At 35.4% G+C, this 25,813-nt stretch carries 24 protein-coding genes; 15 read left to right on the top strand and 9 right to left on the bottom strand.

The annotated features are described in order from the left end of the window. Nucleotides 1–32: 32 nt before the first annotated feature. The 3 genes from MR062_RS11770 to MR062_RS11780 form a co-directional block, all read right to left on the bottom strand. A complete protein-coding gene (locus tag MR062_RS11770) occupies nt 33–1,073 on the bottom strand; it encodes a Fic family protein (RefSeq protein WP_242204479.1) in 1,041 nt (346 codons plus the stop codon). Nucleotides 1,074–1,186: 113 nt separating this feature from the next. After that, complete coding sequence (locus tag MR062_RS17690; RefSeq protein WP_242204481.1) at nt 1,187–2,098, bottom strand: hypothetical protein; 912 nt, start codon at nt 2,096–2,098, stop codon at nt 1,187–1,189. A 53-nt stretch (nt 2,099–2,151) separates the two neighbouring features. Next, nucleotides 2,152–3,117 carry a retropepsin-like aspartic protease gene (locus tag MR062_RS11780; RefSeq protein WP_242204484.1) on the bottom strand — a complete coding sequence of 322 codons (966 nt, stop codon included), beginning with the start codon at nt 3,115–3,117 and terminating at the stop codon, nt 2,152–2,154. Between the two features lie 109 nt (nt 3,118–3,226). Between MR062_RS11780 and MR062_RS11785 the strand changes: the two genes are divergently transcribed. Next, nucleotides 3,227–3,847 (top strand): L-threonylcarbamoyladenylate synthase, encoded by a 621-nt coding sequence (locus MR062_RS11785; RefSeq protein WP_242204486.1) that lies wholly within the window; start codon nt 3,227–3,229, stop codon nt 3,845–3,847. A 56-nt stretch (nt 3,848–3,903) separates the two neighbouring features. Here the strand turns inward: MR062_RS11785 and MR062_RS11790 are convergent, their stop codons facing one another. From MR062_RS11790 to MR062_RS11800, 3 genes are all read right to left on the bottom strand, one after another. Next, on the bottom strand, nt 3,904–4,743 hold the full coding sequence (locus MR062_RS11790; RefSeq protein WP_242204488.1) for an OmpA/MotB family protein: 840 nt from the start codon (nt 4,741–4,743) through the stop codon (nt 3,904–3,906). 96 nt (nt 4,744–4,839) lie between these two features. Next, entirely contained in the window at nt 4,840–5,829 is a 990-nt protein-coding gene (locus MR062_RS11795) for a glycosyltransferase family 2 protein (protein WP_242204489.1), read from the bottom strand. After that, nucleotides 5,826–6,272, bottom strand: a complete 447-nt coding sequence (locus tag MR062_RS11800) for a type I restriction enzyme HsdR N-terminal domain-containing protein (RefSeq protein ID WP_242204743.1) — start codon at nt 6,270–6,272, stop codon at nt 5,826–5,828. Before MR062_RS11800 ends, MR062_RS11795 begins: the two co-directional genes overlap by 4 nt. 127 nt (nt 6,273–6,399) lie before the next feature. Here MR062_RS11800 and holA point away from each other — a divergent pair, with 127 nt between their 5' ends. Both holA and ung read left to right on the top strand, forming a co-directional pair. Then, nucleotides 6,400–7,401 (top strand): DNA polymerase III subunit delta, encoded by a 1,002-nt coding sequence (gene holA, locus MR062_RS11805; RefSeq protein WP_242204745.1) that lies wholly within the window; start codon nt 6,400–6,402, stop codon nt 7,399–7,401. Nucleotides 7,402–7,617: 216 nt separating this feature from the next. Then, a complete protein-coding gene (gene ung / locus MR062_RS11810; RefSeq protein WP_242204491.1) occupies nt 7,618–8,286 on the top strand; it encodes a uracil-DNA glycosylase in 669 nt (222 codons plus the stop codon). A gap of 289 nt (nt 8,287–8,575) precedes the next feature. Here ung and MR062_RS11815 read toward each other — a convergent pair whose 3' ends face one another. Further along, nucleotides 8,576–9,700 (bottom strand): C1 family peptidase, encoded by a 1,125-nt coding sequence (locus tag MR062_RS11815; protein WP_242204493.1) that lies wholly within the window; start codon nt 9,698–9,700, stop codon nt 8,576–8,578. Nucleotides 9,701–9,755: 55 nt separating this feature from the next. Here MR062_RS11815 and MR062_RS11820 point away from each other — a divergent pair, with 55 nt between their 5' ends. The 3 genes from MR062_RS11820 to MR062_RS11830 all read left to right on the top strand — a co-directional run bounded on the left by MR062_RS11820 (nt 9,756) and on the right by MR062_RS11830 (nt 12,260). Continuing rightward, nucleotides 9,756–10,595, top strand: a complete 840-nt coding sequence (locus MR062_RS11820) for a 1,4-dihydroxy-2-naphthoyl-CoA synthase (RefSeq protein WP_242204494.1) — start codon at nt 9,756–9,758, stop codon at nt 10,593–10,595. A 1-nt stretch (nt 10,596) separates the two neighbouring features. After that, entirely contained in the window at nt 10,597–11,499 is a 903-nt protein-coding gene (gene menA, locus MR062_RS11825) for a 1,4-dihydroxy-2-naphthoate octaprenyltransferase (protein WP_242204496.1), read from the top strand. Between the two features lie 83 nt (nt 11,500–11,582). Then, nucleotides 11,583–12,260, top strand: coding sequence for a metal-dependent hydrolase (locus MR062_RS11830; protein ID WP_242204498.1), 678 nt, complete (start codon nt 11,583–11,585; stop codon nt 12,258–12,260). A gap of 1 nt (nt 12,261) precedes the next feature. Here the strand turns inward: MR062_RS11830 and MR062_RS11835 are convergent, their stop codons facing one another. Next, on the bottom strand, nt 12,262–13,158 hold the full coding sequence (locus tag MR062_RS11835) for a sterol desaturase family protein (RefSeq protein ID WP_242204500.1): 897 nt from the start codon (nt 13,156–13,158) through the stop codon (nt 12,262–12,264). Nucleotides 13,159–13,269: 111 nt separating this feature from the next. Between MR062_RS11835 and MR062_RS11840 the strand changes: the two genes are divergently transcribed. The 3 genes from MR062_RS11840 (at nt 13,270) to MR062_RS11850 (ending at nt 15,592) form a co-directional block, all read left to right on the top strand. Further along, the gene (locus MR062_RS11840; protein ID WP_242204748.1) at nt 13,270–14,310 is read left to right on the top strand and encodes an o-succinylbenzoate synthase; all 1,041 of its coding nucleotides are present in this window, start codon (nt 13,270–13,272) and stop codon (nt 14,308–14,310) included. A 67-nt stretch (nt 14,311–14,377) separates the two neighbouring features. After that, nucleotides 14,378–15,334 (top strand): CPBP family intramembrane glutamic endopeptidase, encoded by a 957-nt coding sequence (locus MR062_RS11845; RefSeq protein WP_242204502.1) that lies wholly within the window; start codon nt 14,378–14,380, stop codon nt 15,332–15,334. A gap of 12 nt (nt 15,335–15,346) precedes the next feature. Next, nucleotides 15,347–15,592 carry a CBU_0592 family membrane protein gene (locus MR062_RS11850; protein WP_242204504.1) on the top strand — a complete coding sequence of 82 codons (246 nt, stop codon included), beginning with the start codon at nt 15,347–15,349 and terminating at the stop codon, nt 15,590–15,592. Here the strand turns inward: MR062_RS11850 and MR062_RS11855 are convergent. Next, entirely contained in the window at nt 15,566–16,189 is a 624-nt protein-coding gene (locus MR062_RS11855; RefSeq protein ID WP_242204507.1) for a TetR family transcriptional regulator, read from the bottom strand. The genes MR062_RS11850 and MR062_RS11855 overlap by 27 nt on opposite strands. Before the next feature lie 127 nt (nt 16,190–16,316). On the opposite strand from MR062_RS11855, the gene MR062_RS11860 reads away from it, so the two are divergent. The 6 genes from MR062_RS11860 to MR062_RS11885 all read left to right on the top strand — a co-directional run bounded on the left by MR062_RS11860 (nt 16,317) and on the right by MR062_RS11885 (nt 25,744). After that, nucleotides 16,317–19,571, top strand: coding sequence for a SusC/RagA family TonB-linked outer membrane protein (locus MR062_RS11860; protein WP_242204510.1), 3,255 nt, complete (start codon nt 16,317–16,319; stop codon nt 19,569–19,571). Between the two features lie 20 nt (nt 19,572–19,591). Next, nucleotides 19,592–21,364 (top strand): RagB/SusD family nutrient uptake outer membrane protein, encoded by a 1,773-nt coding sequence (locus tag MR062_RS11865; protein WP_242204511.1) that lies wholly within the window; start codon nt 19,592–19,594, stop codon nt 21,362–21,364. A 33-nt stretch (nt 21,365–21,397) separates the two neighbouring features. After that, nucleotides 21,398–22,228, top strand: a complete 831-nt coding sequence (locus tag MR062_RS11870; protein ID WP_242204513.1) for a Calx-beta domain-containing protein — start codon at nt 21,398–21,400, stop codon at nt 22,226–22,228. 82 nt (nt 22,229–22,310) lie between these two features. Then, nucleotides 22,311–23,408 (top strand): endonuclease/exonuclease/phosphatase family protein, encoded by a 1,098-nt coding sequence (locus MR062_RS11875; protein WP_242204515.1) that lies wholly within the window; start codon nt 22,311–22,313, stop codon nt 23,406–23,408. A gap of 10 nt (nt 23,409–23,418) precedes the next feature. Then, on the top strand, nt 23,419–24,648 hold the full coding sequence (locus MR062_RS11880; RefSeq protein ID WP_242204517.1) for an alkaline phosphatase family protein: 1,230 nt from the start codon (nt 23,419–23,421) through the stop codon (nt 24,646–24,648). A gap of 55 nt (nt 24,649–24,703) precedes the next feature. Continuing rightward, complete coding sequence (locus MR062_RS11885) at nt 24,704–25,744, top strand: metallophosphoesterase family protein (protein ID WP_242204519.1); 1,041 nt, start codon at nt 24,704–24,706, stop codon at nt 25,742–25,744. Nucleotides 25,745–25,813 lie beyond the last annotated feature (69 nt).

A 25,813-nucleotide genomic window follows, 5' to 3' on the forward strand; every position in this document is an offset into this window, starting at 1 on the left:
GCGTTAAATTTAAGTTTGTAGTTGGTTTTTCTTTAAAAGTATGTTTTAACTGCAAATTCAAATTGGTTAATAAAAATGTCCTTGAAATTAGATATGTTGTTTTGCTCATAAAACAACAACATTGCCTTTTTGTAATCAATTGAGTTAACAGTTCTGAATGATAATGGACAATAGTTATAATTTATTAAAATAGCATTACTTACTATTCTTGCCGTTCTTTTGTTTCCGTCCGTGAATGGCTGAATATAGGAAATCAATACCAGAGCTAGTAATGCTTTTTCAAAAACACTTTTCTTTCCATTTATTACCTTGCAAGCTTCCCTTAGAGCTTCCATTATTTGGAACTCATTATCGAGTGGTTTATAATTTGTTCCTGAAATACCAACACGTCGTTTTCTTAAGTTTCTTTCAATACCAAGCTCTTTGATCAAGATGTTATGAATATCCTCTATTTTTGATACTCTCAATGGATTTAAATAGTTTTTGTTTTCAATTATGAAATCAAGGGCGTCTTTATGGTTTAAAAGCATAATAGCTTCTTCCTTTGTTTTGCCTGAAGCGGTTTGTTTTTCTTTTAACAATCGTTCGGTCTCCAATAGTGAATAGGTGTTGCCTTCAATTTGAGAAGATTTCCAGCTCAAGTCAATGGCAAGTCTATCGAGTTCTTTTTGGTAGTCGGAAGGGGTGAGCTCTATAATGTTTTTTTCGTATTCTTTTTGCAGTAAATTGAGTTTGCTTAATTCACTTTCTGTAAACACATTATTTTTATTCAGAATATCTTTGATCAACTCAAAATTGAAGGTTTCCTTTATTTGTCTTTCATCAATTTCGTTTTCATAATATTTGTCGATGTCTATTGGCTGGATAAGTTCAAAAGATGGAGATAGAAAGTATTTTGTCCCTTTACCTTGACCTTCTGAAACTACATAACCTTTAGAAATTAACTTTGTTAAGGATCGTTTAAGTGTAGCGTAACTCACAGGAATGGTTATGCCTTCAAAAATCTCTTTGGAAGAATTTCCTTTTTTCTCTCTTATAAAATTTATGATTTGTTCGTCTCGTTCACTAATCATTTCAATATTTTAAGCTCATAAATATAACCATTAAAGCTCATATAAGTGTAATTTTGACCAATGTTTTTATTTTATATGAGCTACAACTGTATACCAGTTAAATTCATTATACACTAACGAACCATATAAACAGAATTAATGTGCCCATCGCCATCATATTCCATAACGGGGTTTTCGGGGTCGACGAGCCATTCGCCATCCACAATAAATTTATAATGATGCTTCCCGCCAGAAAGGCGAATGGTGTAATACCAGCCTTCGTCGGTTTTGATCATTTTTAAATCATTTTCAGACCAATTATTAAAAGAGCCTGCTAGTATAACCCTATGGGCATTGGCGTGATTGGGCAGGAAGAAGGTAATGGGCTTTTTAATATCTATTACCGAATTGTACTCGCCATATTCATTTTCAATTTTATTGGGGTTGTGGGGGTCTTCCATCCATTGCCCATCTACTATAAATCTATAGGCATATTCACCGGGGTTTATATTTAAGGTCAGTTCCCATCCGCCATTTACCTTATGCATTCTAAATAAAGATTCGTTCCATTTATTAAAACTGCCGGCAACAATGACTTTTTTGGCATGTTCATAGCCCTTGAGTTTAAAGCGGGCATTGCCATTTTTATCGGGGTAGGCCATGTACATTTTTAAGTTGTAAACACCTCTTAACCTTAAACCATATTTTGTGGCTTTGGCAATATTAGGATCATCACGAGAGGGCTCTACCCAATAGGCATTATTAATAACGTATTTGAATTCCCATGAAAAAGCATCGGAAAAATCGGTTATATTTTTTCTAAGCTCATAGATATTGTCATTAATTTTGGCCATGCGCCATTGTTTCATGGACCAATTATTGAACTCACCAGAAACGACTACGCTTTCAATATCAAAATCCCTAAAATCGAGTTTTACGCTCGAGTTGTCTTTTGTTACTTTGTCGTAATCACGCCTATCGAACGTAAAAACCACTTCGTCACCTTCAATTCTATAACCTTTCAAAGGCAATTCTTGCGAGCTCACAATTAAAGGCACTAGAAATAGAATGAATAGGATGCTATGTAAACCTGTAATTTTCAAAATCGTTGTATAGGGTAATTTATAAAATATAATTTTTCTTTCTGATAGTTTATAATGGTTCTTTTTTGCTTAAAAAATTCGTAGCCTAAAATACCGTCCAATTGCGTACCGAAGGCCTCATTCATTTGATTCAAATTGGTTAACACGGTATCCATTGGTCCAAAGTAAATAGTGTTACTCAATTTAACACGGTGCAATTTTCCTGCCAATACTTCAATCTCTTTGTTTGATGCTCCTGTAAGGACCAAGCGTTTCGTTGGAATAAAATATTTTAAGGCTTTACGTTTAACACTCTTGTTAATTTGGTTAAACTCTGCTGCTGTATCCAAGCCAAATCGCACTTTTTGGTCATTAATGCTTCCGTTTAATACAATAGTATGCTTTTTTAAAGAAAAATCAATACTATCGATTATTTTTTCCAAATATACTTTTTGTGCTAGCTTGTTTCCCAATCGGTCAACTCGTGTTAATGTCATTTGATTTAAATACAAGTCAATAAACACCTCATAATCTTTAAGAATGCTATAACCTATAATGCCCAATAATTTTATTTTTTTTGAATTTTCGATATGGGATAGATCAATAACATCAGAGGTCTTGTCCTGAAGTTTAAAATTATTCAAAAAGAATTCCTTAATCTGCTTTTCATATGGATTGTCTATAGTGTTTATTACACCTGAAGTTGTGACGCCTTTATTTTGATGGTTATAAAGTTTTGGGAAATGTACTTTATTAAGAATCATATGCTCAGATCCGGTATCGATAATAAAATTACCATTTTCACCTAAGAGCTGTCCTTCTATAACCATTAAGTGGTCTATTACTTTAAAGGGAATTCGGGTTGTATGCTCATTTACTATTTCGGCTTTGGTAAGCAATATTGGTAAATTAACACCGTCTAGGGCAAAAGCAAAGTTACAGCCAATAAAAAATAGGAATATGCGAATTAGCCATCTAAACATATAATTAAGACTAAATTAAACTTGAAATGTTACAGTTTTTTTTATGATTTATGTTAATTGTGAAAACTTTAAGTTGTCTTACATTTGTATATGAAAGCGTTTTACTTATATGGCAGCATTTTATAGAATTTACGAAGAGAACCCAAATCCAAGGGAGATAGCTAAAGTGGTTAGCATTCTTAAATCGGGGGGCTTGATTATTTATCCAACCGATACGGTTTACGGACTGGGCTGTGATATTACAAACTTAAGGGCCTTGGAGCGTATTGCTCGGATTAAGGGTGTGAAATTGGATAAAGCCAATTTCTCTTTTGTTTGCCACGATTTGAGTAATTTAAGCGATTATGTAAAGCAAATAAACTCTACGACATTTAAAATATTGAAGCGAGCCCTGCCAGGTCCCTATACCTTTATTCTTCCAGGAGCCAGAACATTACCAAATCCGTTTAAAAAGAAAAAGACCGTAGGTATTCGTGTGCCCAATAATGCCATAGCTTTAGATATTGTTAAACAATTGGGCAACCCTATTGTGTCGACCTCTATTCGTGATGAAGATGAAGTTTTGGAATATACCACAGACCCAGAACTTATATTGGAAAAATGGGGCAGTATTGTTGATTGTGTAATTGATGGTGGTTATGGTGACAACGAGCCTTCTACCATAATTGACCTTTCGGAGAGTGAGCCCTTGATAGTGAGGGAGGGTAAAGGAGATTTGGATATTTTATAAATTAAAAAAGCTCAACTTTTAAGGTTGAGCTTTTTTAAATGTATTTGTGATCTTTATTAGTTGCCTGCAGCAGCTAAGTTTTTCATTTCTTTTTCGATCATGTCATAGAACTGATCGATTTTTGGAAGGATTACAATACGTGTACGTCTGTTTTTTGATCTGTTTTCAGCAGTATCGTTATCAACTAAAGGCACATAAAAACTACGACCAGCAGCAATTAACTGACTAGATTTTACACCTAGTTCTTCTAAAACCCTAATAATAGAAGTAGAACGCTTAACACTTAAATCCCAGTTGTCCAATAATGGCTCTTTTCTGTAAGGTACATTATCTGTATGTCCTTCAACCATGCATTCGAAATCCGGTTTACTATTTACAACTTTAGCAACTTTAGCAAGTACATTTTTTGCTTGCGAGGTTACATTGTAGCTACCGCTTTTAAATAATAATTTATCAGCGATAGAAATAAATACAACACCTTTTTCAACATTTACTTCAATGTCTGGATCATTAATACCTACTTCACGTTTTAAGCTAGTAACCAATGCCAATGTAACACTATCCTTTTTAGTGATAGCGTCTTGTAAACGGGAAATTTTTAAGTCTTTTTCTTTAATGCTTTCTAAGGTTTTTTCAACGTTACTAGCACCTTTGGCAGATAGAACTTGTAAATTATCGTTACTTTTTCTTAAATCGGCTACCTGTTCTTCTAAAGCAGTTGCTCTAGCAGTGGCAGATGCTCTATCTTCTAAACAAGCATTTAATTTTACGGTTGCAGAATTAAGTAAATCCTGTGTTTCATTTTGTTTTTCTTGAAGTGCCATGAATTCTTTTTTAGAAACACATGAACTCAAAAAAATTACTGTTAATAAGCTAAGTAATACAATTTTTTTCATAATTATCGTATCGGATTAATTTTAAAATTAAGTTTGCACAAAAATATATAAAAATCAGCCGTTTTTGGCATTTTAACATAACTTTTACGAACTATTTTATAGATTTTTGTAGCGTTTCTTTCTATTTACGAAATAGTCCATAACTATGGATGTTCTTTTGTAGTACTTTATTTTAGTTTTTACTGATCTTCGTTGTTTCAATAATTTGAAAATCTTTCCATAAAAAACAAAATGGGCTTTTATTATGGCAAATGTATGATTGGGTTTTAATTCCAATAAGAATTTTATTCCAGCTATACCATCTAGCACCAGTCTAGGAAAAAGTAATAAGGCAATATGCCCTTTTGCGTTTTTGGTTAGCGTAAACAGACTGTTTCTAAAATTAAGATATGTTTTTTTTGGGCTAAGGGTATTAAGGGTCGCCCCTCCAACATGGTAAACAAAAGATTCACTACAATATTTAATATTGTGACCACCGTTTTGTGTCCGCCAACATAAATCTATTTCCTCCATATGAGCAAAAAACGATTCATCAAAACCCTCTAACGATTTAAACACAGCGCTTCTAATAAAAAAGCAGGCTCCAGAAGCCCAAAAAATGTTCGAATTATCATTGTATTGGCCTTCATCCTTTTCAATAGTATCAAAAATGCGTCCGCGACAGTAGGGGTACCCATATTTATCAATAAAGCCACCTGCTGCTCCTGCATATTCAAAAAAATCCCTGTTATTGAAATCCAAAAGTTTAGGCTGTACAATGGCTGTGTTGGGTTCGGTATTAAAGATGTCAATAATTGGAGATAGCCAGTTTTTGGTAACTTCTACATCACTATTGAGAAGGCAAAAGACATCGGCATCAATTCGCTTTAACGCATCATTATAACCTTTGGCATAGCCACCGTTTATTTCGTTTTTAATGATCTTTACTGAAGGAAAATGAGTTGCAGTAAAGGCAACCGAATCATCTGTGGAAGCATTATCGGCCATATAAATATCGGCTTGCTTTGAATGTGTGATGACCGATGGTAAAAACTGTTCCAATAAGTTTTTCCCGTTCCAATTCAGTATAACAACAGCTAATTTCATCCTTGATAATTTGGAATTTCTTTTAGGAAATGATAACGTTCTTGCTCGAAATCCATAGCACAATAATAATGATTTATTCCGTTGGTAACCATTAAATAGGTTGCATTTAAAACCAAATTATACTGAGCTATTTGATCGAATGTGTTTTGATTAATAGTAACACTGGGCGCTTTACATTCTACAATTAAATGAATGCTCCCATCGGGATTAAAAACCACCACATCGTAACGTTTCTTTAAATCGTTAATTATCAATTCTTTCTCTACATTAATTAAAGATTTAGGATATCCCTTTTCGTGAATTAAAAATTGAATGCAATGTTGCCGTACCCATTCTTCTGGTTGTAAAACCACAAACTTTTTGCGAATGGCATCAAATATAGAAACTTTATTTTCGCTATTTTTGAATCGGAATGGATACTTTGGAAAGTTAAGTGCTTGCAATACTTGGATTTTATGATTTTTCAAAGTTACTCTACTATAACATAAATAACAATAAGCAATACATAAATTCCTAGAGGTTACTTTTTGTAATTAGGATTTGGTGTTAAAATTTGAACATTTACAAGATTTGGACGAAGTAAAACAGCTGGTAACAGATATAAAAAATCGCAAGATAAAACCCATTTATTTTTTAATGGGCGAGGAGCCGTATTATATTGATAAGATTTCAGATTTTATTGAAGACACTGTATTATCCGAAGAGGAGCGGGGCTTTAACCAAGTGGTACTATATGGAAGAGATATCTCTATTGAAGAGATTGTTAGTAATGCCAAGCGGTATCCTATGATGGCAGAGTACCAGGTGGTTATTATAAAGGAAGCACAGGACTTAGCGCGCACTATTGAAAAATTGGCTTCATATGCCGAAAATCCGCAACCCACAACCATTTTAGTTGTTAATTACAAGTATAAAAAAATTGATAAGCGTAAAGCGCTTTATAAGACTATAAAAAAGGTTGGTGTTGTTTATGAAAGTAAAAAGCTTTACGAAAATCAAGTAGCCGATTGGATTCGCAGGGTATTATCCTCTAAAGATTATACTATTACGCCTAAAGCCGCCCAAATGTTGGTTGAGTTTTTGGGAACCGATTTGAGTAAGATTAATAATGAGTTGGAAAAGCTTCAAATTATTTTACCAAAAGGCAGTCAAATTACACCCGAGTTGATTGAAGAAAACATAGGTATTAGTAAAGACTTTAATAATTTTGAATTACGCAAAGCCATTGGGGAATGCAATGCTGTTAAGGCATATCAAATTGTGAATTACTTTTCTGAAAACCCTAAGGATAATCCAATGGTAGTTACCGTATCCCTGCTGTTTAATTTTTTCTCCCAGTTATTGCATTTCCATGGTTTAACCGATAAGTCACCGCGTACTGTGGCATCGGCATTAAAAATCAACCCATATTTTGTAAATGAATATATTACTGCCGCTAGAAATTATCCCATGAAAAAAGTGAGTGCTGTAGTAGCTACGCTTAGGGAGTTTGATGTTAAAAGCAAGGGCGTAGGGGCTAATGCAGTACCCCAAGGCGATTTATTAAAGGAATTACTGGCTAAAATTTTATAGTTTGGAGCTAGAAGCTAGAAGCTAGAAGCCAGAAGCTGGAAACTAGAGACTAGAGACTAGAGACTAAAATCACACATAAACCAAAAAAGTAAGCATTAACATGGTGAAAAGTATTTTGATAGGCAAGCAAGAAAAATAAATTTGTTTATGCTCTTTTCAAAGGTATATATTATTGCAAAATCCCATTTTTATTATGTTCTTAATTTAATTTAGATAATGAATGTAGATATACACCCCAGTTGGAAACCATATTTGGAAACGGAATTTAACAAGCCTTATTTCAATCAGTTAGCTAATTATGTAAAGCGGGAGTATAAAAGCCATGCCTGTTTCCCTCCAGGCAATCAAATCTTTAATGCGTTTAACGCATGTAGTTTTGATGATGTAAAAGTGGTTATTATTGGTCAGGATCCATACCATGGGATGGGGCAAGCCAATGGGCTGTGCTTTTCGGTTAACGATGGCATAGCACATCCACCATCTTTGATGAATATTTTTAAGGAAATAGAAGCCGATATGGGAATTCCTTACCCTAAAAGTGGTAATCTGTTACGTTGGGCCAATCAAGGCGTGTTGCTGTTAAATGCAACATTAACAGTTAGGGCAAACCAAGCGGGGAGCCATCAAAATAAAGGCTGGGAAACTTTTACCGATGCTGTTATAAAATTAATAAGCGATAAAAAAGAAAGTAATATTGTGTTTTTACTATGGGGTGGTTATGCTAAGAAAAAATCCAAGCTCATAAATAATACAAATCACCATGTGCTAACATCTGGGCATCCATCGCCATTGAGTGCTAATAGAGGGTATTGGTTTGGTAACAAACATTTTAGTAAGACTAACTCCCTGTTGGAGCAAGCGGCTCTTCCTCCAATACTTTGGTAAGCGTAGGTCTCATAACAACTGGTCTCTCGGCAGGAGACTTTTGCTTTTTGAGGGTTTTTGAACAGCTAAAAAATAATAGTAGAAAATTAATTGCAACTAAAGCTAGAATACAAAGCGTAATTGTTAATAGCATAGACTAGGGGTTTTTAAGATTAAGACAAAATACATATATATCCGATTATATACAAGTAATTGACTGTTTATCTATAAATTTTTTACAAAAGTAATAAATAATTATTACTTAATGTTATGTAATTGAAAGAAAAATATTAAAATTATATTAAGATAACTAATCGGTTATAGTAAGGGCCTTATTCTGTAGTTCTGAAGGCAAAATATCTTTATGTACCATAATAGATATTGTTTTTAACATAAAATAGGCTTCACTCATATAAATATACCCCCCGTTTGATACACGACTCGAATTAGATCCCCATGAATTTTTCACCTTATAATATGTATTTCCTTTTTGGTCTTTAACAATTCCTGTTATGTGCATTAAATGATCGTCTGTGGTATTAAAATTTTCAAACTCTTCTTGCCTGTAACTTGCATTAATTTCTTTTTCAGGTAGAATTTCTGTTAGTATTTTAGTATTATCATCTTTATTTTGCGGAATTACAGCAATACCATGCTTAGCAGAGAAGGTTTTCTCACTAACATCACAATCCAATTCAATGGTATATCCTTTTTTTAGAGCATTATTGGTAATGCTCACCAAGTCGTCTAGTGGTACATTCAAAAAGGTTCCATTGGAGAAATTATCAGGGATATTCAATACAAAATTAGCGTAGTAGGGTACATGTGTAAAAGAAGTTATGGTAATATAGTCGTTCGGGTTGATTTTGGTATACTCCAAAAAACTCAAAGGCGTATAGGTTTTACCTTCAAACTCAAAATTCGAGATGGTAGCTCCTAAATACGAATCTAATACATTATTCAGGTTTAGTTTCCAATCTCCTTTATAATCTTTAGGGCTTTTAAGGTATTGATCCAGTATGGTTTTCAAACTATCTGCCAATTTAGAGTGATCATGACGCTGTTTGCCATTGGGTAAGCCAGAATAGATGCTATTGGGAACTAGACCAAATTCAGAAATACTATTAATGACGTCATGAGCCAAGCCGCCTTCACTAAATTGAGCTTTACCCTGTCTCATTACATAACTCCAGGCCTTTTTTGGATAGGTGTGTCTAACATTATATATTTCTGAAATATCTATGCTTTGTCCTGTAAGTCTAATAATTTCACTTTCTAGAAAGGATGACGTTGAAAAACTCCAACAGGTTCCTGTTTTGCCCTGACTAATCACAGCTGTTGCTTCGATGTCTGTTACGGTTTCAAATTGATAGGATTGAGAAAAAGATAATAGTGAACAAAGTCCAAAAACAAGTCTTAAAAAATTATTTTTCATGGCAGAATCAAAGGTATTTATGAAATAAAATCTATTTTTGGCTAAAATAATGAATATGGAGCAAGCGAATTGGGTAATAGCCAAAGAATATGAAGATATTACCTATAAAAAAAGTGGAGGTGTTGCTAGAATAGCATTTAACCGACCCAATGTACGCAATGCCTTTAGGCCTAAAACCACAAGCGAATTATATGATGCCTTTTATGATGCTAACGAAGATGTAAATATTGGTGTAGTATTACTATCTGCCGAAGGCCCATCAACTAAAGATGGTGTGTATTCATTTTGTAGTGGTGGCGATCAAAAGGCTAGGGGACACCAGGGTTATGTGGGTGAAGATGGTTATCACCGTCTAAACATATTGGAAGTTCAGCGTTTAATTCGTTTTATGCCAAAAGCGGTCATTGCTGTTGTGCCTGGTTGGGCTGTTGGTGGCGGCCATAGTTTACATGTAGTATGCGATTTAACCCTAGCTAGTAAGGAGCACGCTATTTTTAAACAAACCGATGCAGATGTTACTAGCTTTGATGGTGGATATGGTTCGGCTTATTTGGCTAAAATGGTTGGACAAAAAAAGGCACGTGAAATTTTTTTTCTAGGGCGTAATTATTCTGCCCAAGAGGCTTTTGAAATGGGCATGGTAAATGCAGTAATTCCCCATGATGAATTAGAGAATACTGCATATCAATGGGCTCAAGAGATATTAGCTAAGTCCCCTACATCTATTAAAATGCTGAAATTTGCCATGAATTTAACAGACGATGGCATGGTAGGACAACAAGTATTTGCCGGTGAGGCAACACGTTTAGCTTACATGACCGATGAAGCTGTTGAGGGTAGAAATGCCTTTTTGGAAAAGCGAAAGCCTAATTTTGAAAAAAAATGGATTCCCTAATATGAGTAGATTAGTATTATGGGTATCCACCATGCGGTTAAGAACCCTGCCGCTTTCTGTTTCTGGTATCATTTTAGCATCGGCCATGGCATCTTATAATGGTTATTTTAAGTGGAATATTTTTATTCTAGCCATTTTAACCACGTTAAGCTTTCAAATTTTATCCAATTTGGCTAACGATTATGGCGATGGTGTAAAAGGAACAGATAATGATGAACGGGTAGGGCCACAACGCGCTATACAAAGTGGCAAGATTTCTCCAGACGAAATGTTCAATGCCATTAGAATTAACATACTAATATGTATTGGGCTTTCCTTTTTTCTCATTTTTTCATCCTTTGGGGTTAAACACTTCTTGCTAACACTCTTGTTCTTTATATTAGGAATAGCATCTATTGTTGCTGCCTTAAAATATACTATTGGCGAGAGAGCCTATGGATACAGAGCTTTGGGCGATCTTTTTGTGTTTGTTTTTTTTGGATTGTTAAGTGTTATAGGTTGTTATGTCTTATATGCCAAAACCTTAGATCATGTGGTGTTTTTACCGGCTTGTGCTATAGGTCTTCTAAGTGTATCCGTTTTAAATTTGAACAATATGCGGGATTTGGTATCCGATAAACAGTCTGGTAAAATAACCATGGCTGTCAAGCTTGGCGCAAATCGAGTAAAGAAATACCATTATTTTTTAGTTGGCTCAGCAATTGTATTGTCGGCATTATTCGGAATTTTATACTACACAAGTATTTTAAATTTAATATTTGTTGTGGCTTATATTCCGTTGATAATACATCTTATTAAAGTTAAAAAAACAAACGACTTAAAATTATTGGACCCAGAACTTAAAAAGCTGGCACTCACTACATTTTTTCTAGCTGTATTAATGGCATTGGGGCATTTGTTATAAATGCTTACATAAAATATTCTTGGGGAAACAATTTTTAATTCTTGAGTAAAATCAGTATTTTTCTTGTATAAAACCGTATCATCATGAAGATTACATATTATGGTCATGCCAGTTTAGGAATTGAAGTGAATAACGTTACTATTTTGGTAGATCCATTCATAACGGGAAACCCCAAAGCATCACATATCGATATAGACGCACTGGAGGCAGATTATATTTTAATTACCCATGCACATCAAGATCATATTCTAGATGTTGAAGCCATTGCCAAACGTACCGATGCTGTACTTGTTTCAAACTTTGAAATCATTTCACATTTCGAAAAATTAGGATTGGAAGGGCATCCTATGAATCATGGAGGACAATGGGATTTTGAGTTTGGTACTGTAAAATACGTAAATGCCATTCATACCTCCTCCTTTCCAGATGGTAGTTATGGTGGGCAACCAGGAGGTTTTGTGATTGAAGGGGAGCATAAGAATATTTATATCGCTGGTGATACAGCACTTACTTTTGATATGAAGCTTATTCCCTTGCGAACCAAATTAGATTTAGCCATATTACCCATTGGTGATAATTTTACTATGGGAATAGACGATGCTATCATTGCAAGTGATTTTGTTGATTGTGATAAAGTTTTAGGTTATCATTTTGATACCTTTGGATATATTGAAATAGACCATGAAGAGGCCAAGCGAAAGTTTTTTGATAAAGACAAGGATTTGATGTTATTGGATATTGGAGCAAGTATAGAGTTATAGCTTATTTTTTTTTAAGCCATTCTTTACGTAAATCGTCACTAATTTGTCCGGAGCCATCATGCTTCCATCCAGGTGGCTTCATGAGGTATAGCCATCTATCCTTTAGTGTTTTGCGTCCAAAAAAAGCGTCTTTAAATAGATGTAGCCACTCTATAAAAGCAATCTTGACTGGGTTATAGGTGTTTATATTTTTCACTAAACCATAAACTACTTTTTCGTTCTTTAGTTCAGGTTGAAATGTACCAAATAGCTTATCCCAAATAATCAAAATACCAGCATGGTTTCTATCTAAATATAATGGATTGCTCCCATGATGAACTCTATGGTGTGATGGGGTATTCATAACAGCTTCAAACCATTTAGGCATTTTATCTATAGTTTCGGTGTGTATCCAAAATTGATATAATAAGCTTACCGACATTTGAAAAACAATCATACCGGGGTGAAAGCCTAACAGTGGTAGCCATAGCCAAAACACAAAAGAATAAAACCCACCCGACCAGGTTTGGCGCAAGGCTGTGCTTAAATTATAATGCTGGGAGGAATGGTGCACCACATGAGAAGCCCAAAATAAACGACATTCGTGCGAAATTCTATGAAACCAATAGTAACTAAAGTCATCAGCAAAAAATATAAGTATAAAACTCCACCAAGCAACAGGAATGGTAAAAACCCTAAAATTATCATATACAAGGAAGAAACATAAAAACACAAGGGCTTTACTAAAGTAACCTAAAAACACATTGCCCAATCCCATTGCAATAGATGCTAAGGCATCTTTAGTTTCATAACCTTTTACTGCTTTTAGGCCCTCTTTTAAGGTCAGGGACAGTTCCAAAAGCATGGCAACAATAAAAAAGGGAATAGCGTATATTATAATATCTGGAAACGTTGGCATGTGATTCTATAGTGAAATGATTCTCCGTATTTTACTTTTTATGTTTCTTTACGGATATTCAAAATTAATGATTCTAAAATACAAAAATAAATGAGTATTTTTGGCTGCGTTATGACGGCCAGATATGAGAAATATACTCTAGAATTTAAGCAGCCCAGCGGAACCTCGCGAGGTATATTAAGGACTAAGGACACCTATTTTCTTATGCTTAATGAAGGAAATAAGTTTGGAGTAGGCGAGTGTGGACTCTTTAGAGGGCTTTCTGCCGATGATAGACCAGATTATGAAGAAAAATTACGCTGGGCGTGTAATAATATTGGCTTAGGTTTAGAAAATTTGCTCACAGAACTTGTCGGACTGCCAAGTATTCAATTCGGATTGGAAACAGCCTTTAAATCACTTGAAGCCAACAGTCCCTTTAATCTATTTCCTTCTGGTTTTACAAGAGGAACCGATGCCATTCCAATTAATGGATTGATATGGATGGGGAGTGAAGCCTTTATGAAACAGCAGATTAAGGAAAAAATAGAAGCAGGTTTTACTTGTATAAAAATGAAGATTGGCGCCATCGATTTTCAAACGGAAATCAACCTTATAAAATCCATACGAAAAACATTTACTTCAAAAAATATTGAATTACGTGTAGATGCCAACGGCGCATTTTCACCAGGAGAGGCTTTAGAGAAATTAAAACGCTTATCCGATTACGATTTACATTCCATAGAGCAGCCCATAAAACAAGGACAATGGCAGGAGATGGTCAAACTATGTGAAGAAACACCCTTACCAATTGCTTTAGATGAAGAATTAATAGGCATATTTGCTGTAACAAAGCGAAAAGCATTGCTACAAACCATAAATCCACAATACATTATACTAAAACCCAGTTTGGTTGGTGGTTTTGGCGGAAGTGATTTGTGGATTGAACTGGCAGAACAACAAGACATAGGCTGGTGGATAACTAGTGCCTTAGAAAGTAATGTAGGCCTAAACGCTATTGCACAGTACACCTATACAAAAAATAGTAAACTGCCACAAGGATTAGGAACAGGAGGGTTGTTTACCAATAATTTTAAGAGCCCTTTAGAGGTTGAAAAAGGAACATTGAAATATAATAAAGACTTGAATTGGAACTTTAAATTTAATAATTGATGGGATTGAAGGTTAGCGGGGAGAAACTCTAATTCTAACTTAAAATTTTGAACTTAAAACTTAATATATGTATATAGCACAAGCATTTAATGTATTACACGATTGGTGGCGCTATTTGGTTGGGGTAGCAATCATAATTTTTGCAGTTATTATAGGTCAATTGCCTTTTACTTTTGCCGTTTTATATAAATCATTTACAAATGGTGATGGTTTAAGTGGGCTGGATGAGACCAAAATGATGCAATTGTTAGAACCCAACCTTAATCTTTTTTTAATGCTTTTGTCGTTTGCAGTGGGTTTGGTTGCGGTGATTCTGGTTAGTAAATATTTGCACAAACAATCCTTGACCCATTTAACGACTAGCCGACCTAAAATCGATTGGAGTCGGTTTTGGTTCGTATTTATTTTGTGGGGAGTGATTTCCAGTGGTATGGTACTTATAGATTACATTATTGCCCCAGAAAATTATCTGCTTAATTTTAAATTGGTACCCTTTATCATACTATGTGTCATTGCCATTGTGCTTGTACCTTTACAAACAAGTTTTGAAGAGTATTTGTTTAGGGGCTATTTAATGCAGGGGATAGGTGTTATTGTAAAGAACAAATGGGTGCCTTTAATTATAACGTCTGCCGTTTTTGGCTTACTGCATATTGCCAATCCAGAAGTAGACAAATTGGGATATATTATAATGGTGTATTATATAGGAACAGGATTGTTTTTGGGCATTATGACACTAATGGACGAAGGTATGGAGTTGGCTTTGGGCTTTCATGCTGCCAATAATTTGTTTACGGCGTTATTGGTTACTGCCGATTGGACCGCTTTTCAAACGCATTCCATTTTAAAAGATATGAGTGACCCGGAAACCATGGGACTAGGAGAAATTTTTGTACCGGTTTTTGTGATATTTCCTGTGCTGTTATTCATTCTATCCAAAAAATATAAATGGACCAATTGGAAGGACAGGCTTTTGGGAGAAGTAATTGAACCCCAAAGTGAAGATGATAAGGTTTTGGAATAACACTAGTGAACTATGAATTATTATGAACTTATTGGTTGGGTTGGGGCTGCATCTTATTTACTTTCCTATTTTTTGTTGAGTGCTAATAAACTAAAACACAATAGTGTAACATATCAGTTAATGAATGTACTAGGGGGGCTCTTTTTAGTGATCTGTGCCTATGATTCTAAAGACAAACCTAATTTGTTTACCAATTTTGTTTGGATGTGTATTGGAGTAGTAGCGTTGATATCAATTATTAAAAGACGTAGACGATAGCTTATGTTTAAAGTTCAACATGTTTAAAGCCGCTTGTTTGTAACGTTCAGTGTTTTCTAAATAAGCTTTATCATCCGTATCAAATAAAGATAAATAGTAATAAGCACCTTCCACCAACACGAAAATAAGTTCAGCGGTTTCCTTGGGATCTTTAACCTCTATAATACCATCTTTTTTAGCATCTTCAATAACTTCTGCTAAAAACTCCCTTAAAGAGTCATGCAAATCCTTAAACGCAGATTTTATATTGTCGTTTCTAAAAATAAGGGTGTAACAGCTGTAAAAAACACCGTCGTCTATTAGATTATTCCAATCTCGGGAAAATAAATTATCTACTGTTTTTATTAATCTAACATCACTGCTCTCCTCATTATTTATGGTATAAAGAGACTTATAATTTTCCAATATATAATTTATTAACCCAAATAATAAGGCCTCTTTTGTTTTGAAATAATGTAATATTAAACTGGTGTTTATTCCCATCACTTTAGCAACTTTGGCTATTGAGGTATTCTCTAATCCCTCTTGTTTAGCGACATTATAGAAGGCTTCTATAATTTCCCTTTGTCTTACTTTTTTTAAACTTTTTCTACCCATACTGCAAACATAGTTAATAATTATTTAACAAAAATAATATAATAATTTTAAATTGACTGACTGTTCAATCAAAAAATAATTTTATATATTAGCACCCAACAATAATTTAATCAAAATAAACAACCGAATGAAAACAGTAAACTTTTTGATTCTTGTAAGCAACAGAACAAAAGGTATTATCTTAAACAAATCTGGCTTTAATAAAAGCTTGTTGGCTTTGCTGATGATGTTTATGATAAACCAAAGCGTATTTGCTCAAGAAAAGATTGTAACAGGGACTATTATTGATGGTGAAACACAGCAGCCACTTCCCGGAGCAACAGTATTAATTAAAGGAACATCAAATGGGACGTCTACCGATTTTGATGGTAATTTTTCCTTAAAAGTAACTTCTAAAGATGCTATTATAACGGTGTCGTATGTGGGGTATGAAACCAAAGAAGTTTTAGTAGGTTCCCAAACCGAAATCACAATTACTCTGGCAGTAGATTCCAATGCCTTGGATGAAGTGGTGGTGGTAGGTTTTGGAACACAGAAGCGTGAAAACATATCGGGAGCTGTAGTGCCTGTAGATATGAAGAAGCTTGAAGACAGACCAACAGCTAATGTTTCACAAAGTTTACAGGGAACGGTTGCGAACTTAAATGTGACCTTTGCCAATGGAGCACCGGGAGGCTCGGCTTCCATTAATATTAGAGGGGCAGGTTCCATAGGGGGATATGGAAGTAGTGCACCTTTGATTGTTATAGATGGAGTTCCTTCTAGTTCAGGAGATTTAACGCGGTTAAACCCTGACGATGTGGAGTCCATGTCGGTTCTTAAGGATGCGTCTTCTGCAGCTATATATGGTGCTAGGGCGGCTTATGGTGTATTATTGGTGACTACTAAAAAAGGAAAGAAAAATAAAGTGACTTACTCAAACTCTTTTATTTGGGGAAAGCCAACCGTAACGCCTAAACCTATTACAGATCCCTATATTTACTCACGGCTGTTGGATATTTCAACCAGTAACACGCCTTGGAATTATGTAAGTTTTGATGAAGATACTTATGCCTGGGCAAGAGCGCGGTCTGATGATCCAACAGTGCCCAATGTAAGACTGGATCCTAATAGCCCAACACAATGGCAATATATGGGAGACAATAATTGGAATGACTATTTCTTTGATAAAGTAGCCTATTCCGAAAATCACAATGTGTCTATAAGTGGTACAAAGGATATCATTAGCTATTATGTCTCTGCCAATCATACCAAAGAGAATGGCTTGAACCGTTTAACAACAGATGATTGGACACGAGATGCATTGCGATCTAAAATTAACGTAGAACCTTATTCCTGGATGGATTTTGAGAACAATACATTCTTATCTTTAACAGAGCGAAGAACTCCAACCTATGGTTTAACCAATGTATATAATTTAAGGCCAACTGATGTGGCAAAAAATCCTGATGGTACCTGGGCTAACACGGCAGCGGGACATGCTGCAGCCAGAATGATTGATGGAGGAAAAACAATTGTTGATTATACGACGGTACAAACAACAAATAAGTTAAACTTATATTTTTTCAACAAGGATCTAAAACTAACCGGGGAATACACTTTTAAAAAGGAGTATAATAAAGACCATTGGGATGGAACCAAATACCAAATTGGTTATGGTCCCGACGATATAAGGGAAAATGAAAACTCTGATTATGCTTACGAACGTATGCGAGTTAATAAATACTCGGTACTTAACGTTTATGCCACATACGATAAAACCTTTAACAAGCATAAATTCAATGCAGTTGTTGGGTATAACAAAGAAGTTAACGAATATGAAAGTTTTTGGGCGCAACGCACGGGGTTATTAACTTCTATTCCAAACATTGCTTTGGCTTCGGGCGAGGATACAGTAGGGTATGATTTTTCGGACTGGGCGGTACAGGGCATATTTGGACGCCTTAATTATATTTATGATGAGCAATTGGTATTCGAATTCAATGGACGTTATGATGGGTCTTCAAGATTTCCAAAAGAGGGACGTTATGGATTCTTTCCTTCGGTGTCTGCCGCTTGGATTGCCAGCAAGAACTTTAGTGAATCACTAAAGAATACTATAAACCATTTTAAGATTAAAGGTTCTTGGGGAGCTCTAGGAAATCAAAATGCTTTTTTATATGCTTACTATAACCCATTACCTAAACCCAGAGAGTCTTCCTATTTAATTGGTGGTGATTATCCAACAAGAGTAAGTGCTCCAGGTTTGGCAATTGATCCCACTAATTATTCTTGGGAACGTGTAGTGACAACTAATTTAGGTGTTGAATTGGGGTTTTTCGATAACATGTTGAGTATGGACTTATCTACCTATTATAGAAATGTATATGATATGTTACAGCCTGGAGTAGAGTTGCCGGCTGTATTAGGGACAAATCCTCCTTTTCAAAATTCAGCAGATCAGCAAACCATAGGTTGGGAAGCGACTATTAATTATACAGATAGTTTTACAGTTGGTGGAAGCCCATTAGATATTAGTGCCTCTATAGTACTTTCAGATAATCAAACAACTATCACACGATTTAAAAATGATAGTAAATTATTTTCTGGATGGAGAGAAGGTCAAAAAAGAGGAGAGATTTGGGGATTGGAAAGTGATGGTTTCTTTCAAAGCCAAGAAGAAATAGACAATTTAGATGAGACGGCTATTATCCCTTGGGGGGCTCTTACTATTGTGCCTGGTTGGCCTAAATTTGTTGATCAGGATGGTGATGGTAAGATTTTACGAGGAAGCTCAGAATTAGACCCTAAAGATTTAAAAGTTATAGGAAATAGATCACCTCGTTACAACTATGGATTTAATTTTAATGTATCATGGAAAGGATTTGATGTTAGTGGCTTTTTACAAGGCGTAGGGAAAAGAGATTATTATCCAACACATTATTTGTTCTGGGGACCATATCAACAACCTTATGCCAATGTATATCCACATTTGCTGAATTTTTACAGAGCAGCAGATGATAGTCCAGCTTTAATGGCACAACATTCACAGTCGTATATAGACGCAGGCTTGGCCAATGCCAATACAACTAATGTAGAATATCCGGTATTACAAAGTTGGTTGGCCGATAGAAATTATGGTTCTGGTTTGGCAATTCCTAATACGAAGTACTTATTAAGTGCAGCTTATTTAAGGTTAAAGAACGTAACCGTAGGATATTCTGTTCCAGATAAATTGTTAGATAAACTACACATTTCAAAATTAAGATTCTTTGTTACAGGAGAGAATATTTTTGAGTGGTCAGATATTAAAGGGTTTGTTGATCCTGAGGCTACGGGAGCAGAAGGTTATGCTTATCCGTTTCAACGTAAACTTTCCATGGGCTTGAATGTTACATTTTAAATGAGAAAATAATGAAGATTATGAAAAATATACATTTATTAATATTAATTGTTACGGTAGCTTTTATAAGCTGTAATGATGACTTTTTAGACACACCGCCTCAGACGCAAATTGTAAAAGAGAATTATTTTACTTCTGAAGAACATTTACAACTGTACTTAAACGGGTTGCATTCGCTACCTGGTTATGGCATGTTTTTGAGTGATCAAGGAACCGATGATATAGCTACTACGGGAGCTGTTGAAATCAAAAACATAATGATAGGCACACCAACTGCAGAAAACATAGGAGGGGGATGGAGTTGGAGTTATTTAAGGGATATTAATTTCTTTTTAGAGAACTTTGATAAGGCCGAGGTTAATGAAGACGCTAAAAAGCATTACGAAGGTGTCGCCAGATATTATAGAGCCCAATTTTACTTTAGCAAGGTAAAGCGCTTTTCGGATGTACCTTGGTATGGTAAGACTTTATCAACTAGTGATGAAGATCTCTATAAACCAAGAGACCCTCGTGCTCTTGTGGTAGATAGTATTATAAGTGATATTCAGTTCGCCTCTAATCATATTAAAGAAGATGTTGCTCTAGGAAATATACACAAATGGGCAGCGGTTATGTTACAGGCCAGAATAGCATTGTATGAAGGAACTTTCAGGAAATACCATCCAGAATTAAGTTTAGAAGGTACAGCTAACCGTTTCTTACAGATAGCTAGAGATGCCGCTAAAGAGTTAATGGATTCAGGGGAATTTTCTTTACATAATACGGGTAATCCTGAAACAGATTATATGGACATGTTCCAATCGGAGGTTTTAGCCGATAATCCTGAAGCAATTTTAGTGAATGTTTATGATACGGAAAAAGATAAGTTTAGTGGGAGTTATACTGTATTTGGTGACTATGAACAAAGTCCTTCCAAATCTTTGATGAACAGCTATCTAATGGCTGATGGTACACGTTTTACAGATCAGTCTGGAGCAGACACAATGACTTTTGTAGAAGAATTTCAGGATAGAGATCCTAGAATGTCTCAAACCTTTGTGTATCCAGGGTGGGTTTGGGCAGGAGACACAAATCCTTATGTTACCGAGTTTAACAGAAATTTTACTGGATATCACCAGCTTAAAGGGTATAATAATTCAACTGAAGGAGCAGGTGTTGACGTCGCGGTTTATCGCTATGCCGAAGCATTGTTAGTTTATGCTGAAGCAAAAGCTGAGTTAGGAGAACTGTCTCAGGGCGATTTGGACTCATCGATCAATCTTTTAAGAGCGAGGGCTGGCCTTCCTGATTTAAATATAGTAGCGGCAAATGGTGATGTGGATCCGGTTATGGCTGCAAGATTTCCAAATGTATCAGGAACCAATCAAGGTGTTATATATGAAATAAGACGAGAAAGACGTGTTGAGTATGCAGCCGAAGGTTTTAGGTTTGATGATATGATGCGTTGGGCAGCTGGAAAAGAGTTTGAGATTTTACCAATTGGCATGTATATTCCTGGGTTAGGTAAATACGACATGACGGGGGATGGTATTGAGGATATCGCTATTATTGCCAGTGGAGAGGACATTCCTTCTCCTAAAGAACAAAATTCTCTTGGAGAGGATTTAATATATTATAAGGCAGGGCCTTTTGGTGATTCGGGAGCTTCTATTTATCTATCCAATGGGACATCTGGAAATATGGTAACAGAAAATGCTGTTAGAACATTTGTAGAGCCTAAATATTATTACAGACCTATTCCTCAACAACAAGTTGATTTAAATCCAAATCTAACACAGATTATGGGGTGGTAACCTTATTGACATACTAATTTTAAAAAGTATATAATGAAAAAATTAAAATATTTATTTATCCTAGTATTGGCCCTGTCCTTTTTAGGGTGTGAAGAAACGCCAGAGCTTTATGATTTTGAACGGTATAAGTTTGTTTCCTTTATTAGTGAAGAGGAATCGGTAATGGAAAATGCAGGAGATCATGACATCTTTTTAAGATATGATGGCAGTACATTAGAGGAGGATTTTACAGTAACTCTAAGTGTTGGGGGAACCGCTCAAGAGGGGACAGATTATAATGTAGAATCTAAAACGGTAGTGTTTAAGGCTGGAGAAATTAAATCGGAGCCATTTACAATTGATGTCATCGATAATTTACTAGACGGAACAGAAGACTTAACTATGGAAATAACTATAGAAAGTGTTAGTAACCCGAATATCGATATTGGGTTAGGTATCGTAAATCAGTCTAATAAAATAGAAGTTGTAACTATATTAGACAATGAGTGTAGTGAAGATATCGATATTTTTGCCACAGATTTAAATTGTGCAACGCCTTGGACGCCGCATACCGTAACAGGAACTATTGACGGAAGTGTTTTAACCCTAAGTGGAAATCTGGTTGATTATTCTCCCCTTTCAGTTGCAAACCTAGAAGTGAATCTAACCCCTGTGGAAGCAGGTGCTAAAATTGGATCAGCATCGTTTAACGACTATTATGTAGGATTGGTAAGCGATGGATATGTTTATCAATTTAGACAGGCAGGAGAAGGGACTTACGATGTTTGTAACAAAACAATCACTATATCAATTGAAGTGTATTGGGAATCAGGAGGAAGCTGGGCCTATTGGTATACTTCAGACAATATAATTACTATACCATAAACCAGTATTGAAAATTAGTATTTTGAGTTAGTTTAGTTATTAGAAAAGGGAGGTAGCCTCCCTTTTCTTTAAATCCAAAACAATGTTAAATAAAAAGACTGCCCTAAAATTTATCTTTGCTGCATTTGTGTTTGTAACAAGTTGTAAATGCAGTAATGAGGACAATGAAAAAAAACAACCTGATGAAAACACAACCCCCGAAGCTATGGTAGATTTTAACGGGGAATTAAAGGTACTCGCATTAAACATGTGGCATGAAGGTACAGCGGTTAATGGTGGGTTTGATGCCATAGCCGACATAATACTTCAAACGGAAGCAGATATCGTAATGTTATGTGAAACGGCTAATTATAACGAAACCATTTTTAGCAATAGAATAAAAGATAAAATGAAAGCGTTGGGAGTGGCGTATTATACCTTTCATTCAGCAAAGTCGTCAACAATCTTATCTAAATATCCAATCGTTTCAAAACCAGCAATAGGAACAACTTCACTAACAAAATGTATTGTTAAATTAGACGAATCCAAACAATTGGCTGTCTATGGAGCCCATTTAGATTATACACATTACGCCTGTTACTTACCTAGAGGATATGATGGTATTACCTGGAAAAAATTACCAGAGCCAATAACCAATATCAACGAAATTTTACAGCAAAATCTAGACTCAGGCCGCGATGAAGCCATTGAAATTTTTGTAAATGACGCAGCAGAAGAACAAAAAAAAGGAAATATGGTGCTTTTGGCAGGGGATTTTAATGAGCCTTCCCACTTAGATTGGACAGAAACCACAAAGGATTTGTACGATCATAATGGTACGGTAGTTCCTTGGCATAATAGTGTTACCTTACAGGAAAGCGGTTATTTAGATGCCTATCGCGTAAAATATCCCGATCCAGTAACCCATCCAGGGTTTACATGGGCCGCTTTTAATACAGATGTCCAACTATCTAAGTTGGTTTGGACTCCAGAAGCCGATGATAGAGATCGAATAGACTTTATCTATTTTAATCAAGATGCGCGTTTAACTTTAAACGATGTTATTATCGTTGGTCCATCTGGATGTATTGTAAATGGTCAAGGAAAAGAGGATACTTCTTTACAGGATAAATTTTTGTTGCCACAGGGCAAATGGCCCACAGACCACAAAGGCGTATTGGCAACCTTTAAAATAGAATAAGACAAACACAATGAAGAAACTATTCAACCTTATATTCATTTTAGCAGTCTGTTTTGGACATGCCCAAAAAAAAGACACCAAAGTACTTTTTGTAATAGTTGACGGTATTCCTGGCGATGTGATTGAAAAGGTACCAACACCAAACTTAGACAAAATAGCGGCTATAGGAGGATATACGCGAGCTTATGTAGGCGGGGGAAGAGATAGCTATTCACAAACACCAACCATATCGGCGGTAGGCTATAATAGTTTGCTTACAGGCACTTGGGTAAACAAACATAATGTTTGGGGAAATAGCATTAAGAAGCCCAACTATAACTATTGGACCGTTTTTAGAATGGCTAAGGAGTATAGACCAGAATTAAAAACCGCTGTGTTCTCTACTTGGTTGGACAACAGAACAAAATTAATAGGAGAAGGACTTCCAGAAACAGGTCATGTAAAAATGAATTATCATTTTGATGGTTATGAGCATGACACCATTGCTTTTCCTCATGGCACAAGTAGCCATTATATTCAAAACATAGACAAACATGTAGTGTCTAAGGCTTTTGATTGCATTAAGGATAATGCTCCCGACCTCTCTTGGCTATACTTAGAGTATACCGATCATATGGGACATGAGCACGGAGATGGAGACCTGTTTTACAATGCTATTAAGGAGGCAGATAAACAGATAGGAAAAGTATGGGAAGCCATCACATATAGACAAAAACAATTTAATGAACACTGGGAAATATACATCACTACAGACCATGGACGAACAAAGGAAGATGGAAAACATCATGGTGGACAAAGCGATAGGGAACGCCTAACTTGGATAGTGACTAATACCCAAAACTTAAACAGTTATTTTAAAACACATCAACCAGGCATTGTTGATATCTTGCCAACCATGTTACAATCCTTAAACATCAAACCCAAAAAAGAGTTGCTTTGGGAAATAGACGGTGTGCCTTTAACAGGAGAGGTTTCATTAGTAAATGCTAAAGCGGTTAAAAATGACAACACACTACATGTAACTTGGGACGTTATAAACACCAAAGGAAAAGTAAAAATCTGGGTGGCTACAACCAATGAGTTTAATACCGGAGGAACCGATAGTTATAAATTATTAGATCAAGTAGCCATCAAGAAAGGAGAAGCCTCAATTGATATTTCACAATTGCCTTCAAAAATATATAAGATTGTTTTAGAAACAAAGTATAATACAGCAAACACTTGGGTGGTAGAGAAATAATGATGATTTGTTGTTCGTTTTAAACTATTCGGTTTAAATAAATGTCAGTTCGAGTATGCCGACATTTACTGTCGGTATGTATCGAGAACAGTTTTCCGATAGGTTTGGATACAAGTACTTATCAAATCGAACAATAGATTATATAAAAGATTTAATATTCAAAAAGAAGAAAGTGGAAAAGAAATTTAACGAAAAACGGAGATCGGCTTTAAAAAAAATAGGGGCATCTATGGGGATGCTAGCTATGTCTCCCATTGTGCTGTCACAAGAAAGTTCCATTAACAAAAAACGTAAAAAGCTTTTAAAAGTAGCACATATTACAGATATCCATATTTCTACTGATAATAATGCTCCTGAGCGTTTTAAAAAATGCCTGGAAGACATAAAAAAGCATCAAGTTGATTTTTTTCTGAATGGGGGCGATACCATTATGGCTGCCGATTATGGGCATATTACAAGAGAGCAAGTGATCAAGCAATGGGATGTTTGGAAGGAACTTAGAAAAGAATTTGACACATACCATATGTACAGTTGCTTGGGTAACCATGATATGTGGTGGGCAGCACCAGATAAGAGCGACGCTATGTATGGCAAAGACTATGTTGTAAAGAACCTGGAAATCCCCAAAAGATACTATAGCTTCAAGAAAAACGATTGGCATTTTATTGTTTTGGATAGCAATAATAAAAATGCAGGGGCGTTGGATGATGAACAACGCGATTGGCTGGAACAGGAACTGCAAGCTTTACCACATAAAGCCTTTGTATTGGTTATGACACATTACCCTATTTTGGGAGTGAGTACCATTCCATATGGCGGTAGCCATACCGATAGTAAGTATATTACCAAATTATTCTATAAGCACAGAGACAAAAGCATACACTGCATTAGTGGCCACATGCACCTATTGGATAAAGCAGTCTATAACGATGTGAGTTATTATTGTAATGGTTCCATGAGCGGTTTCTGGTGGGGTGTAGGCGATGAAGAATCGGCAGGAAAATGTTGGTATCATGAAACACCTCCAGGATATACTATCATCGAGTTATTTGACGATGGAAGCCTTACAAACACTTATTATCCACATGCTTATTAAGCATGCAAATATTTATTCCAAAGAACTATAGACATGTTAAGACAATCCAAACCAATTTACTTATATATA

Origin of the sequence: Aestuariivivens insulae, assembly GCF_022662195.1 — a bacterium.
Classification (GTDB): domain Bacteria; phylum Bacteroidota; class Bacteroidia; order Flavobacteriales; family Flavobacteriaceae; genus Aestuariivivens; species Aestuariivivens insulae.